We start from the raw sequence: 17567 nt of genomic DNA on the forward strand, positions 1-17567 counted from the left end.
TGCGCTACAGCACGCGGTCGTACCATTGCACATCCCAGTACTTGTCGAATTTGAAACCGACCTCGTGAAACAGGCCACACGGCTCGAATCCATGTTTTGCATGCAACGCGTCTGATGCCTGATTGGGCACTGTCATACCTGCCAGCAATCGGTGGACCGGCGCACCTTCAAGGGCCGCAAATAGGGCCTCGTAGAGCTTACTTCCCAACCCCTGCCCGCCTGCATCGCCCCTCAGATATACCGTTGTCTCAACCGATTGGGCATATGCCGCTTTTGGCCGAAACGGCATTGTTCCGGCGTATCCCACTATGTCGCCGTCAGCCTCAGCTACCAGAAGCTGATGTGGCCCGGCATCACCAAACTGGTCAAACCAGCCGCGACGCGTTTCAACCGTATACGGATCTATGTCAAACGTGATCGCAGTGTTGATCACATAGTGGTTGTAGATCTCCACGATCTGCCCGAGGTCTGACAATCGAGCGCGGCGGATATCGGCAGCCATCAGACGCGCGCCTTTTCCAGCATGTCGTTGACGCAGCGCTGGAAAGCGACAGGGTCAACGAGTTCATCGGCATATTCCAGAAGAGTGGTCAGCACATAGTTGTTGGACAGGTTCGTATCACCTGCGAAGCGGCGCAAAGTGGCGTAGGCCTCGTCTGTCACAGCAACATTGAACCGCTTGGGAAGTGGTTTTCTGAACTTCGGTTTCTCAGCCAATGTAACCCTCCAGTTCTTCCAGAACATCAGGCAGCATCTCGGGCAAATCCTCGGCTATCAACCCCGGACCAAAATGCGTGGCGGCTTCACCGTGCAGCCAGACACCGATGCAGGCCGCCTGGAATGCCGGTACACCTTGCGCCAATTGGGCAAGTACAAACCCAGCCAGCACATCGCCGGAGCCGGCGGTAGCAAGTGTTGGCGGTGCGTTTGCATTGATAGCAATGTGACCCTGAGGATCAGCAATCACCGTATCTGGTCCCTTGAGCACCACAACGGCCCCGGATCTTTTCGCGGCTTCGCGCACACGACCGGGCTTTCCATCCGGATGGTCTTCAAGGTCAGGGAAAAGACGCTTGAACTCCCCTTCATGGGGAGTGAGGACGACCTGTCGGTCCGGCAAATTGAGGATCGCCGACCAACACACGTCAGGAAACTCCTGGAAGGACGTCAGAGCATCTGCATCCAACACCACGTCAGTGTTGCTCTTCAAAACCGCAAGCGTGCGGGCCCGTGTGAAGGAGCTGACGCCTGATCCCGGTCCAATCAACACAGCATTCTTGCGCTTGTCCGCCAGTATGGCCGTGATACCCGGTGCACCATCAAATTCTTCAAGCATAACTGCTGTCAGGTGCGCAGCATTTGCAGCAAGTGACTCTTCAGGACTTGCGACTGTCACCAACCCCGCACCTGCGCGCAACGCGCCTCGTGCAGCCAACCTCGCCGCACCGGTAGAAGTCGCGCCACCGCTCACAACCACCGCATGCCCGCGACTGTATTTATGTCCATCGTTGCGCAGGAACGGAAAATGAGGCGCCCAAAAGTCAGGACTGTTGTGAAATGCTGCGGGGCTTACGTGAGCAATTGAGGCGTCGGGAATACCAATTGGTGAAACCACAAGCTCACCGCATCTAACGCGTCCCGGCATCAACAGGTGGCCCGGTTTGGCACGATGGAATGTGACGGTCAGATCTGCCGCAAATGCCTGACCGCGGTCTGCACCGGTGTTGCCATCAATGCCGCTTGGTACATCCACAGACACATGGGGCACATCGCTTACATGACTTGCGGCTGCAAGTTTGGCTGGCACGCCTTCCAATGGTCGGGTCAGTCCTGCGCCGAAGAGCGCATCGACAACCAATGCAGCTCCTTCGGTACAGTTCTCCGTCAGGGGATGCGTCTGTCCCTTCCAGTCCGATGCGGCAAGTGCCGCATCGCCAGTCAACTTGTCCAGACCACCAAGCAGGTACAAAGTCACCGGCCAACCGCGCTCGCCGAGCAGGCGGGCAATGACGAACCCATCACCACCATTGTTTCCCGGACCGCACAGAACTGCAGTAGCGCGGACATCCCACCGATCACAAATGGCGTCGGCAACGGCAGCGCCTGCCGTTTCCATCAGGTCCCTGCCAGGAGTACCCGCAGCTATCGCAAATGCATCAGCACGATACATTTCGTCTGTCGTCAGGAGCTCGGGCCCGGGCAGGTCAGAATTCATGAGGTGCTCCGCAAACAGGGTTCAGCGGACGACAGTATCCGCCTCACGGCCCAGCGACACCACCTTCAATCCTGCATCGGTCACATCGAACTCCGTTACGGAGCAGTTGTCGGGCCGAAAGCAGACAACCCGGTCATCACCTGTGGCGCCGCCGACAGCCGCATTGATGGCAATGAAGTGGCTAAAGATCACCGTATCCTCAGAGATAGACTGCAACCGAGCAACCAAAGCGTCACGCCAGCCTGTGAAGTCGACATCACCGGAGACTTCATCTTTGGCGATGTCCGTCCACGTTCCTGGCATCACCCGACGCAGCCATGCGGCACGTTCGTCCAAGTCTTCGGTCGGTGAAGGTATCTCACTTACCGCCACCTCAACTTGAGGTACAGCCGACCATATACGTGCAAGTGGCATGCTTGTTTCACGGCATCGTTTTAGAGGGCTAGTCACCAGCGGTAGACGCGCGGCGTCCCCAACTTTTTCGATTATTTCTTTCGCGACAGCCTCAGACTGAGCTTGGCCTTCCGCATCAAGACCGGGATCTGCGTCAGCGCCCCACCCTGCTGCAGCCTTGCCATGGCGGATCATGTAAATGCGCGGCATTGGGATACTCCCGTTACTCTATTGTTGTGAGATCGCGGCGGATCGCTTCGCCGGCCCACTGCGTGGGCTCATGTCCAAAGACAAGGGCAACACCTGGCATTGCATCCGCCAAGGCGGTGAGCTTTGAAATACTGTCTGAGGCTACCTCAAGGTCTGCACCAAGACCGCCGGGAGCATTGTATCGATAGGTTGCTTCCAGGTGTGCTGCATCAAAGGTCATCAGGATTGGACCTGACGAAGCATTGAGGAAAACCGACATGTGCCCGGGCGTATGGCCAGGCGTTGCTAGCAACCAGACAGACCCATCTGCGAACAAGTCTGCAGCTTTGCCGATATAGGGCATTTCGAGGAAACCGTTGTCCGCTGCTTCAACCCGCATGTCAGCTGCGAACTGTTCATAGCGATAGCCTTGCGTTTCGCGCAGTGGACTCTTCAGAGCTTCGATCTCATTTGAGGAAGCTAGGACAACGGGATCATAGCGCTCAATGACCGGGCCTAGTCCACTGGCGTGATCGCCATGAAAATGAGTTGCGACCAGATAGTCGATCGTACCGATGCCATCACGGGACAACTGGGAGACGACATCCTGTCCCGGCTTATTGCGACAGGGGAAATCCAAGACGATCAAAATCTGATAGCCGCACTCGCCCGCCCGTACACCTGAATCCAGAAGTACGTTTTTGCCGGATGGGTGCTGCACCAGATAGGAAAGTGAGGGGACCCATCGATCCTCTCCCAGACCTTCAGGCACACCGTCGACACCAGGGTCAATCAGGACACCACCGCCGGCAAAAACTTCTCCGGTGACATATGCGGTCACCTTGATGTCGGTGGGGTTGGCAATAACTTCGGACCACCCTTCGGGCGCATCCGCCTCTGCCCGCCAACCTGCCTCTGTGACATCCGTAATTTCACCTATGTCACAGGCAGCAAGCGCAACCGATGCAGCAACTACAAAGGCTAGTCCTGCCACATGCCGAAAACCGCCGAGCTTCACCATGGTTAGACAGCCGGAGTGAAGGTGTTGGTCCCAAGCTTTCCATCCGCACCAGCTTGCGCAGGTTTTACGTTGCCGGACGCGCCGAGCATCTCTTGTGTCTTCATGGTCTCAAGCAGTGCCTTGTCGGCAGGTACATGTGCCACAAAGCGATGGCCTGTATCATTCATCCGACCCAGCACCATGCCAAACTGTGCGCCCTCGCGGCCATGAACGACCGTGTAGGTTTCAATCTTGGCATCACCGTTAGGCATCTCGTCCACAACAGGGTGATCCATCGCATCAAGCTCAGCCTGGTAAGTGGCCGGATTTTCGCGCTCCCACAGCCCTTCCTTTGGCGTTGTCGAATAGATACCGATCGAGTGTTTGGTGACAAACCACCCATTGGCGGTGCACAGGCCTTTTGATCCAGGCTTTGCACGTACCTTGTCGAGCATGGTGGCAATGGAATGCATGACGTAGTTGTTCCCTGCCCCACCAAAATACGGAAGGCCACCTGTCACGGTGAAGTCGCGCGGGTCATCGAGGCTTATGCCCAACTCCTGCGCCCCAATCTGGACGGCGGAGGGGAAGCATGAGTAGAGATCCAGATAGTCCATCTCATCAATGGACATCCCTGCCATGCCGAGGGCTTTCTGGCCCATGGTGCGGATGGCAGGTGACGAGTGATAGTTCACTCGCTCGGTCACATACCAAAGGTCGTTGGCATCCGCACAGCCGTGCAGATAGACCCAGCGGTCTTCCGGGATACCAAGCTCACGTGCTTTTTCCACGCTCATCATGACCACTGCCGCGGCCTGATCTACTCGGATGATGGAGTTGAGATACTTCGTGTACGGAAAACCCACATAGCGGTTGACCTCGGTCTCCGTCGCAATCTCTTCCGGCGACCGATATGTCGGGAACCATGCATGTGGGTTTTCGGACGCAACTTTTGTGAACTTCGAAAACAGCTTTCCAAGTTCCAGCTGATGATCTTTCACCGTGCGTCCCAGCTGACCTCGGATCGCATTTTCAAACATGGGGTAGGTGTTAACCGGGAAGAACATGGCATGGCGCCGTTCCATCTCATTCACACCGGGTTTTTCAACGCCAATATGGGTCGGCTCACCACCGGGCTCATCACCCCAATCAAGTTCCTGCCCCTGATTGAGTGCGGACAGGATCGAATGCAGCCCTTCTGAACCTGCAAGCAGAACGCAATCTGCTTCACCATTGGCGATTTCTTCAGCTGTTCTGTTCACAAGCCACTGGGGCGTATTGCCACCTGTTGCCGTGTACAGCTCGCGGTCCGGTCGAGCGCCCACCGCGTTAGCAAGCGTGCGTGGCGCGTTGGTGTATTGACCAAAGGAGAGACGACCCGCTTCGGGACTATCCGCTGTGAAACGCACGACAGCCACTGTATCGAGTTGCTGTGCCAAAGCGTCACCGCCCTTTGCATCCGCCAGCGCGCGCTTTGCGGCTTCTGCCATGAGGGCCATCGGTGACAACGCGTCTGCAACAGCAACTCCGCGCTGGGTGATCTGACCACCGCCAACAAGGATGGGTGTGTTTGCTTCGGGCATGGTTTCTCCTGAACAGACTTTTGTGTTTAGCGAATATCAGTCCAAGTCAGCGCAGATAATGCGAGAGGCGATTGCATGCTTCTTCCAGCACCGCAGGCTGCTTGCAAAAACAAAAACGAATGAAATGGTGTGACTTGTGATTTGAGTTGGGCGCATAAAACGCGCTGATGGGCACCGCTGCAACCTTTGCTTCAGTTGTGATGCGTTTGCAGAAGGCAATATCCTGTTCATTGCCCGCAACAGGCCGGATATCAGCCGTCAAAAAGTAAGTGCCTTGGCAAGGGCTGATTTCAAAGCCTATGGCTTCCAGTCCTGCACGCAGAACATCGCGTTTTGACGCAAGGTCAACGGACTGTTCTGTGAAGAACTCGTCGTCTTTTCCAAGCCCGTAAGCTACGCCAATCTGCAGCCCGGGTGGTGTCGTAAAAACAAGATTTTGATGCGCCTTGGAAATCAGACTTACCAGCTCTGGCGAGCCTGAAATAAATCCAACTTTCCAACCGGTGAGAGAGAAAATCTTGCCTGCAGATTGAATTCGAACCGTCCGATCAGACATGCCAGGGAGAGTCATAAGCGGTGCGTGCCGCATCCCATCGAACACCATGTGCTCATAAACCTCGTCGCACACGGCGACGACATCGTGCCGGATGCACGCGTCTGCGATTGCTGCCAGATCGTCCTGGCTGAAAACACGCCCGAGCGGATTGTGTGGTGTGTTCAATAGTATCAGTTTGGTCTTTGCGGAAAATGCTGCCTCCAGTTCATCGAGATCCAAACTCCAGGCCGGCGGATGGAGCGCCACACATTTGGCCGTTGCTCCGGCTGCTTCAATCACCGGCAGATAGGTATCGAAGAAAGGCTCTATCAGGATTGCCTCATCACCTGGCTTCAGCAATGCACCAAGACTTGCGGCCAACGCTTCCGTCGCGCCGGAGGTGATGAGCACCTGGCTTTGCCAATCAAGGCCCAAGCCGTAAAAGCGATCGGCATGCGACGCCACCGCCTGACGTAATTCCGGGACACCCATCATTGGCGGGTACTGATTGGGACCGTTTACAATGGCCTGAGCCGCGGCGGCCCTGATATCATCGGGTCCTTCGTCATCAGGAAACCCTTGTCCAAGGTTGATGGCCCCTGCGTCAGCGGCGAGTCCGGACATGACGGCAAAGATCGTTGTCCCTTGGGATCCGTATACGGGATTGGGGGCCTTCATCTGTATCGCGCACTCTCAGACAGAAGCAGTTTCGGTTCTCCCCTCACATGCCAGCAACTACGGAAGCTTGGCAAGCATCACACAAGATGTGGACCAGGCACTTGGGGCCGGACGAAGGTGATGAAGAAACAGGCGCTTTTTCTGCACATAATTTGGGCTTATTGATCTATTTTTGTGCAATAACAGGCATGTCGTGAGGTTCGGCGGCCATAGAGATTAACGAAATCTTTGATTCCATTGGGCTTTTGGACGCCCGCCTCTCTGGCATGAGGCGTGCTATGTGCCCCGTGTATTTCAGTGAAGACATATATCTGGTTCGGCGCTATCCCCACAGTATCAGCCGCCAGCCGGGTAAACAGTATGGGAGGCCTCGTGCACAGCACGGGCAAAAGGCATGAAAAAGATCGAGGCAATCATAAAGCCTTTCAAGCTCGACGAAGTGAAAGAGGCCCTCAACGACGTGGGTCTTCAGGGCATTACCGTGACTGAAGCCAAGGGCTTTGGCCGCCAGAAGGGCCACACTGAGCTCTATCGCGGCGCCGAGTACGTGGTGGACTTTCTCCCGAAGGTAAAAATCGAGATCGTGTTGGGTGAAGAACAGGTAGACCCCGCTCTTGAGGCCATCCAGAACGCCGCGCGGACGGGCCGCATCGGCGATGGCAAGATCTTCATTACCAATGTCGAAGAAGTCGTCCGCATCCGTACGGGTGAAACCGGCGAAGCCGCAGTTTAACGCGGCAAGACTTTAAATCGCGGCCGGACGCAGATGTCCGGCGGCAGACTGACCAGGCAACATGGCCCCGCAAATCACGGGTCCAAAGCGTTAAGACCACAAGGAAAGGAATGACGCCTATGTCCGATGCAGCTTCAATCTTGGCGATGATCAAGGAGAAAGACATCAAGTATGTCGATCTTCGCTTCACCGATCCGCGCGGCAAGATGCAGCACGTAACCTTCGACCCGGACCTCGTGGACGAAGATCTGTTCGCAGACGGAACCATGTTCGATGGTTCTTCTATTGCCGGCTGGAAAGCCATCAACGACTCCGACATGGTTCTGATGCCGGATCCGGACACAGCGGTTATTGATCCGTTCTATGCGCAGACCACGCTCGCAATCATGTGCGATATCGTGGATACGTCCGGTCAGGCTTATGAGCGTGATCCACGCACCACCGCCAAAAAGGCACTTGCCTATTTGCAGCAGTCAGGCGTTGGCGACACAGCTTACTTCGGCCCGGAAGCCGAATTCTTTGTATTCGACGACGTTCAGTTCTCATCGGACCCATACAACACCGGCTTCCGTGTAGACTCTGTCGAACTGCCCACCAACACCGGTACCGAATATGAAATCGGCAACCTTGGTCACCGTCCGCGCACCAAGGGTGGCTACTTCCCGGTAAATCCGATCGACAGTGCGCAGGACCTGCGCTCTGAAATGCTGACGGTCATGAAGGAAATGGGCGTCGATACTGAAAAGCATCACCACGAAGTGGCTGCTGCTCAGCACGAGCTTGGCATGAAATTCGACACGCTCGTTCGTGTTGCCGACAAGCTGCAGATCTACAAGTACGTTGTGCACAACGTGGCGCATGCATATGGCAAGTCCGCCACATTCATGCCCAAGCCTGTTTTCGGCGACAACGGCACCGGCATGCACTGTCACCAGTCAATCTGGAAAGATGGTCAGCCGCTCTTCGCGGGTTCAGCATACGCTGATCTGTCAGAAACCTGCCTTTACTACATCGGTGGTATTCTGAAGCACGCCAAAGCGATCAACGCTTTCACAAACCCATCAACCAACTCCTACAAGCGTCTGGTTCCTGGCTACGAAGCGCCAGTGCTGCTTGCTTACTCAGCCCGCAACCGTTCAGCTTCTTGCCGCATTCCGCACGGCTCTGGCCCCAAGGCGAAGCGCATTGAGATCCGCTTCCCGGATCCAACCGCAAACCCATATCTTGCATTCACTGCAATGCTGATGGCGGGTCTTGATGGTATCGAGAATAAGATCCATCCAGGCGAGCCAATGGACAAGGACCTTTACTCGCTGCCGCCGGAAGAACTGGCAGAGGTGCCAACGGTTGCTGGCTCACTGCGTGAAGCCCTTGATTCACTTGATGCGGACCGCGACTTCCTCAAGAAGGGTGGCGTGTTCACTGATGACCAGATCGACGGCTATATGGAACTCAAGTGGGAAGAAGTCATGAACTACGAAATGACTCCGCACCCAATTGAGTATGACATGTACTACTCGGTCTAAGATTCACTCTTAGAATCAATATTGTTGCCTTAAGGCCGGAGCGAAAGCTCCGGCCTTAATTTTTGGTAAATTTATTTGTATACGGACAATGGCGGAAAGACTCATGTTTTGGCCGAACGGTCAGCATGGCTGACTCGATATCCCTTGATGCTGCACTGCAAAGAGATTCAGACTTTAAGCACAACAACAAGGGAGGTTTGAACGATGACGCCACCCACGTATTGGGCACCTTTGTAGGACCAACAGGTTCTTCCGCAGACACTCTGGAATGGCGCGATACCACGCGCGCTCACGCGATTTTCGCTTAACCCATGCACAAGCCAGCGCTCATTTGTGGTTGGCACGCCGGGCCAGGCTGACTGCAAGACCCAGAAGGGGTCCTACTCACGAGCAGTATCTGTACCAAGCGTTTGGAGGTTCGACGTCTCATACATTGGCGCATCCACATGATGCGCACTGACTGAACTGTCCGGCAGCCAGGTGGATTTAAAGGCGCTTTTCATCGCGCAGTCCCTACCTCTGGCCCCCAAAGTTGCCCTCGCGGCAACAGGAGAGTTCAGCAGTTCCCGGCTTTCCTCGATCCGGGCGAGGTTTGACACGCGGCCTTGATTTTAGCCCGGCCCTAAGGTTGCGGGCGGGAGACATCTCCCAAAGAAAGACGGCCCCGCGAGATGCGCTGCATCCACCAAGGCGGGGCCGTCGCTTTTTTGCAATCATGTTAATCTGGGTACGGATCAAATGATCCGCCAACACAATCTACCAGCCTACGCAGCCCGTGCAGCGTTCATTGCCTTAGCAGCCTTCTGCTCATTTCCCATGTACCGCCTGAGTGCTTTGAACGTGCTCATGCCGGTATCAGGATCCTGACCGTCCCCCATGCGAATAAGCTGGAGGCAATACCAACCTTGCGCACCCCAGGCATTGAGACCACGAAAGAGATCAATCGGACTATTGGGACCAAGAATCCGGGTTGGTCCGAGGCGGAAGGTCTTTTCCCATTTTTTGGCCTCGGTCATCTTGCCATCCATCATTTGCTGCGGGAGATCAGCCTCCACACACAACGGGCGCGCGATGCCGATAACGTCTGCATCTTCTGATGCCAAGGCTTCATTCATGCCTTCAACGGTTCTGAACCCGCCGGTGACCATGAGTGGCGTATTCTTCACTGCCTTGGCCATGTCAGCGGCATATTCAAGAAAATAGGCTTCGCGCTTGCGCGTTGAAGATCGGACTTTTTCTTCATAGACAGGCTCAAAACCTTCCGTATCCATCATGACCGGCTGTTCGTAATTGCCGCCGGAGACTTCCAACAGATCGAGCCCGGCTTCATCCAACCAGCTTGCGACTGTGATCGAGTCAGCATGACTAAATCCGCCTTTCTGGAAATCAGACGAATTGAGTTTCACGGAAATCGGGAACTCGGCACCCACCCTGGCGCGAACCGCCTTGACGGTTTCCATCAAGAGGCGCGCCCGATTTTCAAGAGACCCGCCCCACTCGTCTGTTCGCTGATTTACAAGTGGGTTCAAAAATTCCGAAATCAGATAACCATGGGCTGCATGCACCTGAACACCTGTGAACCCCGTGTCTTTGGCTACGCCAGCTGCAAAAGCAAAGCGTTCAATGATGTCTTTGATTTCTTCAACTGTAAGCGCCCGTGGTTTGCCGAACTGGCCACCTGGCATCTTCACTTCGATGGCAGATGGCGCGACCGGTTCGCTCGTGACAGCAGCTGGTGTCTGACGACCAGCGTGGGAAAGCTGCATCCACAGATGAGTGTTGTTGCGTGTTCCCGCTTTTGCAAAAGCGGCTAACGCAGAAAGCTGTTCGTTGGACTGAGGGCCTTCGATCACTACATTTCCCGGGCGCTCAAGGTACCGACCGTCTACCTGCACATTGCCGGTCAGCAACATGCCGCTGCCCCCGTCTGCCCACCGACCATACAGCCGAGCATGCCGCTCCGTTGCTTGATTGCGCGCGTCAGCCAGACCTTCTGTCATCGCGCCTTTTGCAAATCTGTTTTTCAACACAGCGCCGCATGGCAGCGTCAGTGGTGACGAAATATTTGTCCCGGACATCAAAATTCCCCCAAATTGGTCTCATGGTTGTGTTCGCAAATGGCGATTTTGCCCGACATTACCAGAAAAAAAGCGGTCGTCGCAGGGATTGGGCAAACCCTCGCCTTGAAGGCGCGGTAAACTCGAAGCGAATCAAGTACCTCATGCCCAGCCCCACCCCACAACACTGCGGCCTAGCGCTCGTGAGCGCTTTGGCAGGCCGAGATTGAGACCACTGGAGCCCCATGGCCCGCGCGACCAAGAAAACCACCGACACTAACTCTCTCGACCTTTTCGGCGGGGATGCAACCAAACCTGCCCGCAAGACATCGGCCAAAAAGCCCGCTGCCCGAAGCAAAGGTGGATATTCTGCCAGTGATATTGAGGTGCTTGAGGGGCTCGAACCGGTTCGTCGTCGCCCTGGCATGTATATCGGCGGCACCGATGAACGAGCACTCCATCACCTGTTTGCCGAGGTGCTGGACAATTCAATGGACGAAGCGGTGGCCGGCCACGCCACGCGTATCGAGGTTGAGTTGCTGGCTGATGGCTCTTTGTCTGTTTCAGACAATGGCCGTGGCATCCCCGTGGATCCACACCCGAAGTTCAAAGACAAGTCGGCCCTTGAAGTCATTCTCACAACGCTTCACGCGGGCGGCAAATTCTCTGACAAAGTCTATGAGACATCCGGCGGGCTACATGGTGTAGGCGTGTCTGTCGTAAATGCGCTGTCTGATCGGCTGGATGTTGAGGTGGCTCGCGATAAAGAGATTTATCACCAGCGGTTTGAACGCGGGCATCCGGTTACCAAGCTGAAGAAGGTGGGCAAGACAACCAACAAACGCGGCACGACAATTTCGTTTCATGCCGACCCTGAGATATTCGGTGCGAGTGCGCACTTCAAACCGGCGCGGCTTTATCGCATGGCGCGGTCCAAGGCATATCTCTTCGGCGGCGTGCAAATCCGATGGAAATGTGCACCTGAACTCCTGGGTGACAATGCCACGGTCCCGGCCGAAGACACGCTGCATTTCCCGGGAGGCCTTGCCGACTATCTGGCGACGACCATCGAGGGTAAGGAAACCGTTGTTGCAGAGACGTTTTCCGGCAAGCTGAAAGCCAAAGGCAGCGCGGGCACGGTTGAGTGGGCCATTGCCTGGTTGGGCAATGATGATGGATTCTGCAATTCATACTGCAACACCATTCCGACCACCGAGGGCGGCACACACGAAGCAGGCCTGCGCGCGGCGCTATCGAAAGCACTCAAGGCGTACGGCGAGCTTACCAACCAAAAGAAGGCGTCATCGATTACTGCAGACGATGTGATGGGGACCGCCTGCATCATGCTGTCGGTCTTCATCAGAGAACCAGAGTTCGTCGGCCAAACGAAAGAGAAGCTGTCTTCTCCCTCGGCGCAGCGGCTGGTTGAGACGACCCTCCGTGATCATTTCGACACCTGGCTCGCCTCGAAACCTCAGCAGGCATCACGTCTACTGGACTGGGTCATCGACAGAGCCGATGAACGTCTTCGGCGGCGGCAAGAAAAAGAAATCAACCGCAAGACCGCCACACGTAAGCTTCGACTGCCGGGGAAACTGGCAGACTGCAGCAATTCGTCTTCGGCAGGTTCAGAGCTTTTCATCGTCGAAGGAGATTCAGCTGGCGGTTCTGCCAAGCAGGCACGTGACCGCAAGACGCAGGCAGTGCTGCCGTTGCGAGGCAAAATCCTCAATGTTGCCAGCGCCACGAGCGCCAAACAGGCGCAAAACCAGCAGATATCTGATCTGATCCTGGCGCTTGGGGTACAGACCCGATCGAGATATCGGGATGATGACCTTCGCTATGAAAAGATCATCATCATGACCGATGCTGATGTGGACGGCGCACATATCGCGACGCTCCTGATTACGTTTTTCTATCAGGAGATGCCCGAACTGATCCGCGATGGTCATTTATACCTCGCTGTGCCACCGCTCTATCGCATCGCTCAAGGTGGCAAGACCATGTATGCAGTCGATGACGCGCACAAAGACCAGCTCATGGAAAAGGAATTCAACTCGAACCGGAAGGTTGAGATCAGCCGGTTTAAGGGGCTGGGTGAAATGCTGCCGGCCCAGCTCAAGGAAACGACCATGCGCCCGGGCCACCGCACTTTGCTGCAGGTCATGGTTCCGGACGATGATCAGGATCTCACCCAGACTCGCGTCGGGGAGTTGATGGGTACCAAGCCGGAATTGCGGTTCCGGTTTATCCAGGACAATGCCGAGTTTGCCACGGATCTCGACATTTAGTTGGCCGTCAAAGATGTGACTTCCCAGCCATAGTTGCCGAAAACGTGCGGATCTTCACCTTGGATTGGCAGTTTCCCCTGCTGCTTAGTGGTTGAGTTCATTGACTTTCCAGACTTTTTTCTTATGTTGCACTGCAAATAGACGTACCTGACCCGTGCGGTCTCGTTGTTGCCCAACTACAACTAGGGTGTGCATCGGGGTACCGCCGGACACGGTTGGTGAGAGATTTCATCTTGCGTGCGACAGCGTCTGTTTTGTGGATACCGGACCGAACCGGCCCACTATTCGCGCGCCGCAATGACAAGCGCGGCGCTTTCTTTGACCGTCTGTCGATGCTCCCGGGAATACGCCCAAGCATCACCAAAACAGACTCTCGATTGACGCCAGCCGCTTCGCGTTAGCGAACCAGCCCCGTCCCTATTGAAACGAGACTACATGACATTTGACGAATTCGGCCTCAATGCCGACCTGCTAAAAGCCATCAACGAGTCTGGCTATACCGAGCCCACGCCCATTCAGGCACAGGCTATTCCAAAGGCGCTTGCTGACCGTGACGTTCTGGGCATTGCCCAAACGGGAACAGGCAAGACTGCTTCCTTCACGCTCCCCATGATCGAGCGTTTGTCGAAGGGACGCGCCAAGGCACGCATGCCTCGCTCCCTCATTCTTGAACCGACGCGCGAACTCGCAGCACAGGTCGCTGAGAATTTTGAAAAGTACGGCAAGTATCACAAGCTTTCCATGGCGCTGCTGATCGGCGGCGTATCCTTCGGTGATCAGGACAAGAAAATCGACCGTGGCGTCGATGTTCTCATTGCGACGCCCGGCCGCCTGCTTGACCATGTCGAGCGCGGCAAGCTGATGCTAACCGGCGTACAGACACTGGTTATTGACGAAGCCGACCGCATGCTGGACATGGGCTTCATCCCTGACATTGAGCGGATCTGCAAACTCATTCCGTTCACACGTCAGACCATGCTCTTCTCGGCAACCATGCCGCCTGAGATTGAGAACCTGGCAAACAACTTCATGCAGGCACCTGCCCGTATTGAAGTTGCCCGTGCTTCAACAACCAACAAGAACATTACCCAGCGTGTCATCGCGTGCGGGTCGCGTGACAAGCGCAAGACCCTGACCGATATGATCAACTCTGAAACGATTCAGAATGCGATCATCTTCTGCAACCGTAAGCGTGACGTGGATGTTGTTGCGCGCGCACTGAAAAAGGCCGGCCTGGACGCCTCGCCCATTCATGGTGACCTGGATCAATCGGTCCGCACACAGACACTTGGCAAATTTCGCGACGGACAGCTGAAGCTACTTGTGGCCAGCGATGTTGCAGCGCGCGGCCTGGACATTCCCGAAGTCAGCCACGTGTTCAACTACGACGTGCCCACACATCCAGAAGACTACGTCCACCGTATCGGTCGTACAGGCCGCGCGGGACGTGATGGTGCCGCCTTTACGCTTGTGACGCCCGAGGACAAGAAGTATCTGGATGCCGTTGAAAAGCTGACAGAACAGAAGATTGAGCACTGGACAGGCGAAGAGGCACCAGCCGCGTCGCCCGCCGAGGACACGGAACCTTCAACTGAAGCTGAAGTCGCTCCTGCGCAAGAGACTGCAACTACGGAGGCTGATCCAGCACCGGAGGCAGCGGACACCAATACTGCAGAAGCAGCAGACCTGCCGGAAACGACCGATGTGGTTGATGCAAAAGCGGACGAAGCGGAAACGCAATCATCTGAAGATGATGCCGCACGTGCCCCTCGCCGTGGTCGCCGTCGCGGTGGCAGAGGGCGTGGACGCAACCGTCGCAATAAGGACGCCGATGCATCCGAAACCGGTGAAACGGACCTGGAAACATCTGGTGAAAACACAGAAGCAACCGAGTCCGGCGCCGATACTCAACCGGATGCAGAAACTCCTTCACCGCGTGGGCGTGGTCGCCGTCGTAACAACAATGACGGCGGGAATGGTCGCGGCAATGGTGGTGGCCGTCAGGAACGCATCATCGGCATGGGTGATCACGTTCCGGCATTTATCCTCCGTCCAGTGCGCCCTGCAAAAGCAGCGGCTGAAGCTGCAGCAGCGGAGCAGGCGGTCGAACAGTCTGATCCATCGACAAGCTCTGATTCCGAAACACCGGAAAGCGACGCGGCCTAAAGCCTGCCTTGCGGTTTCCTAACCAAGAATTCACTGGATTTGCTGAGCAGACCCAGTGCATCTTGCTGTTCAAATTGTATTGGCATTCTTAGTGACATTTGTTGGTGCTCTTACCAATTGTTCACTGGACTAAAATAGTAAGTTGGCCTTACTATTTTCGTAATGTTGGCCTCTGAAAGATGGACTCATCGTAGGGAGACGCGTTCCATGGCTCTATTTTCATCGCGTATGCTGGCAGCAATCGCTGCATTACCGGCACTCGCACTATCAACAACTGCTTTTGCAGCGGTCCCAGCCGAGATGGCAAAGCGGCTTGATCAGGACCTCACGCCGCTTGGCTCTGAGCGCGCAGGCAATGCAGATGGAAGCATCCCGGCTTGGACGGGCGGGATCAAGGCTCCCCCCGCTGGCTTCCAGAAGGGTACCCATCACATCAACCCGTATGCGGGTGAGCAGCCTCTGTTCACAATCACACGGGAGAACATGGGCCAATACGCGGACCGGATTGCCGGACCGCAAAAGGCATTGCTGGAAAAGTACGGTGATACATTCAAGATGAATGTCTACAAGTCGTACCGTAGCTGTGCCCAACCTGAGTTTGTCTATGAGGCCAATCGCAAGAATGCTTTGACTGGCACAATCGCTGACGCTGGCAATGGCGTTGACAATGCATTCATGGGCAAGCCATTCCCAATTCCAAACTCAGGCTATGAAGTGCTTTGGAACCATTTCCTTGGTTTTGCGAACCACAAGATTCAACGCCAGTTTGCCGCCGTGATCCCGACAGCGTCAGGTTCATATACAAAATACTCGGCTCAGGACGACGCCATCGTCCGCTGGAACGATCCAAAGTTTAAAACGGCCTCTGATCTCGATAATATCTTTGCGCTCTACATTCTCCACACGCTGGAGCCAACGCGCGTTGCAGGCAATGTGATCCTTGTTCACGAGACCCTCAACCGGCTCTCCGATCCTCGTAAGGCGTGGCAGTACTCACCAGGCACGCGACGCGTGCGGCGCGCTCCGAATATTGCTTATGACAATCCGGGCACAAATTCTGATGGTGCCACAACTTCGGATTCATTTGGCGGATACAATGGCGCCCCTGACCGCTACACGTGGACCGTCAAAGGTCGGCAGGAAGCCTACATTCCCTACAACAACTATGACCTCTACTCGAACAATCTGAAATACGAAGAGATTATCAATCCGCGCCACATCAATACGGATCATGTACGCTACGAACAGCACCGGGTCTGGCAGCTTGAAGCTAATCTCAAGCCATCCACGCGCCACGTCTACTCACGTCGCGTCTTCTATCAGGATGAGGACACCTGGGGCATCGTGTCATCAGAACTGTATGATGCGCGCGGCGAACTCTGGCGCGTCCAGGAGCAGTATCCCATCGTCTTCTATGACGTCCCGGTGTGCGGCGCGAGCATGGGTGGTGCCTATGACTTCACCAATGGTCGTTACGTGCTGGTTGGCATGATCAATGAAGAAGAACCCATCAACTTCTACGCCAGCGAGTTGAACGAAGATCGCTACACACCTCAGACCATTCGGACGATCGGGCGCTAGAAGGCGCGACTCGGAGAAACAGGAGCCCCGCAGTTTGCTGCGGGGCTCTTTTTGTTGGGCCCTTTATGCTGGCACAAACTCGTCACGCGACATTGCATAGATCGGTAGATCATTGCCCTTGCTGAGGAACTTTCCATCAATCCTCTCTCCAAGCTTTTCAGCAACTCGAATAGATGCCGCATTTTGCGGATCAATCATGCTGATGATGCGGGGCATTCCCAGATCTTCAAACATCCACTGCGCACAGGCACGAGCTGCTTCAGGGGCATAGCCCTGTCCCCAACTTGGCCGGGCGATCTGCCAGCCGAGCTCCGCTTGTGGCCAATCGATTGGGTGGTAAGGGCCACATAGTCCCACAAATCGGCCCGTGAACTTTTCCTCGATTGCAAACTCACCATAGCCGCGCAATACCCACTGCCCTGCCCATTTGGCCATGCGCCGCCACGCATCCGCTTTGTCTCCCACACCACCAACGAAGCGCATGGCGTCGTCATCAGCAACCATCTCGGCATAGGCATCAATATCATCTGCCCGGAACTGCCTGAGCAGCAAACCCTCAGTTTCTATTTCCATCTTTGACTCTCCAAATGAAAAGGGCGGCCCCAAGCGGGCCGCCCTTT

General features: G+C 55.5%; 14 protein-coding genes. 5 read left to right on the forward strand and 9 right to left on the reverse strand.

All coding sequences use genetic code 11. From position 1 onward, the window contains the following. Positions 1-4 precede the first annotated feature (4 nt). Genes ABXH05_RS13320 through ABXH05_RS13350 form a run of 7 tightly spaced genes read right to left on the reverse strand, consistent with a single transcriptional unit; the run spans position 5 to position 6593 of the window. Positions 5-502 (reverse strand): GNAT family N-acetyltransferase, encoded by a 498-nt coding sequence (locus tag ABXH05_RS13320; protein ID WP_353561417.1) that lies wholly within the window; start codon positions 500-502, stop codon positions 5-7. Beyond that, positions 502-717 (reverse strand): hypothetical protein, encoded by a 216-nt coding sequence (locus ABXH05_RS13325; protein ID WP_348140019.1) that lies wholly within the window; start codon positions 715-717, stop codon positions 502-504. Before ABXH05_RS13325 ends, ABXH05_RS13320 begins: the two co-directional genes overlap by 1 nt. Then, complete coding sequence (locus ABXH05_RS13330) at positions 710-2215, reverse strand: NAD(P)H-hydrate dehydratase (RefSeq protein WP_353561418.1); 1506 nt, start codon at positions 2213-2215, stop codon at positions 710-712. Before ABXH05_RS13330 ends, ABXH05_RS13325 begins: the two co-directional genes overlap by 8 nt. A 21-nt stretch (positions 2216-2236) precedes the next feature. Beyond that, positions 2237-2818 carry a histidine phosphatase family protein gene (locus tag ABXH05_RS13335; protein WP_353561419.1) on the reverse strand — a complete coding sequence of 194 codons (582 nt, stop codon included), beginning with the start codon at positions 2816-2818 and terminating at the stop codon, positions 2237-2239. A gap of 13 nt (positions 2819-2831) precedes the next feature. Continuing rightward, the gene (locus ABXH05_RS13340; RefSeq protein ID WP_353561420.1) at positions 2832-3818 is read right to left on the reverse strand and encodes an MBL fold metallo-hydrolase; all 987 of its coding nucleotides are present in this window, start codon (positions 3816-3818) and stop codon (positions 2832-2834) included. Positions 3819-3820: 2 nt separating this feature from the next. Next, positions 3821-5380: an acetyl-CoA acetyltransferase gene (locus ABXH05_RS13345; RefSeq protein ID WP_353561421.1), complete on the reverse strand. Its 1560-nt coding sequence runs from the start codon at positions 5378-5380 to the stop codon at positions 3821-3823. A 46-nt stretch (positions 5381-5426) separates the two neighbouring features. Beyond that, positions 5427-6593, reverse strand: a complete 1167-nt coding sequence (locus ABXH05_RS13350; protein ID WP_353561422.1) for an aminotransferase — start codon at positions 6591-6593, stop codon at positions 5427-5429. Positions 6594-6987: 394 nt separating this feature from the next. On the opposite strand from ABXH05_RS13350, the gene ABXH05_RS13355 reads away from it, so the two are divergent. Together ABXH05_RS13355 and glnA are read left to right on the forward strand one after the other, a co-directional pair. After that, positions 6988-7326: a P-II family nitrogen regulator gene (locus ABXH05_RS13355; protein WP_348140007.1), complete on the forward strand. Its 339-nt coding sequence runs from the start codon at positions 6988-6990 to the stop codon at positions 7324-7326. A 119-nt stretch (positions 7327-7445) separates the two neighbouring features. Next, positions 7446-8852: a type I glutamate--ammonia ligase gene (gene glnA / locus ABXH05_RS13360; RefSeq protein WP_353561423.1), complete on the forward strand. Its 1407-nt coding sequence runs from the start codon at positions 7446-7448 to the stop codon at positions 8850-8852. Between the two features lie 764 nt (positions 8853-9616). Here the strand turns inward: glnA and ABXH05_RS13365 are convergent. Then, positions 9617-10930, reverse strand: coding sequence for an NADH:flavin oxidoreductase/NADH oxidase family protein (locus tag ABXH05_RS13365; protein WP_353561424.1), 1314 nt, complete (start codon positions 10928-10930; stop codon positions 9617-9619). Positions 10931-11154: 224 nt separating this feature from the next. Here ABXH05_RS13365 and parE point away from each other — a divergent pair, with 224 nt between their 5' ends. The 3 genes from parE to ABXH05_RS13380 all read left to right on the forward strand — a co-directional run bounded on the left by parE (position 11155) and on the right by ABXH05_RS13380 (position 16947). After that, positions 11155-13200: a DNA topoisomerase IV subunit B gene (gene parE, locus ABXH05_RS13370; protein WP_353561425.1), complete on the forward strand. Its 2046-nt coding sequence runs from the start codon at positions 11155-11157 to the stop codon at positions 13198-13200. A 435-nt stretch (positions 13201-13635) separates the two neighbouring features. After that, complete coding sequence (locus ABXH05_RS13375; RefSeq protein ID WP_353561426.1) at positions 13636-15366, forward strand: DEAD/DEAH box helicase; 1731 nt, start codon at positions 13636-13638, stop codon at positions 15364-15366. Positions 15367-15573: 207 nt separating this feature from the next. Next, on the forward strand, positions 15574-16947 hold the full coding sequence (locus ABXH05_RS13380; protein ID WP_353561427.1) for a DUF1329 domain-containing protein: 1374 nt from the start codon (positions 15574-15576) through the stop codon (positions 16945-16947). Positions 16948-17010: 63 nt separating this feature from the next. On the opposite strand, the gene ABXH05_RS13385 is transcribed toward ABXH05_RS13380, so the two are convergent. Next, a complete protein-coding gene (locus ABXH05_RS13385) occupies positions 17011-17520 on the reverse strand; it encodes a GNAT family N-acetyltransferase (RefSeq protein ID WP_353561428.1) in 510 nt (169 codons plus the stop codon). Between the last annotated feature and the right edge of the window lie 47 nt (positions 17521-17567).

Origin of the sequence: Pyruvatibacter sp. HU-CL02332 (assembly GCF_040362765.1) — a bacterium.
In the GTDB taxonomy this organism is placed as follows: Bacteria; Pseudomonadota; Alphaproteobacteria; order CGMCC-115125; family CGMCC-115125; genus Pyruvatibacter.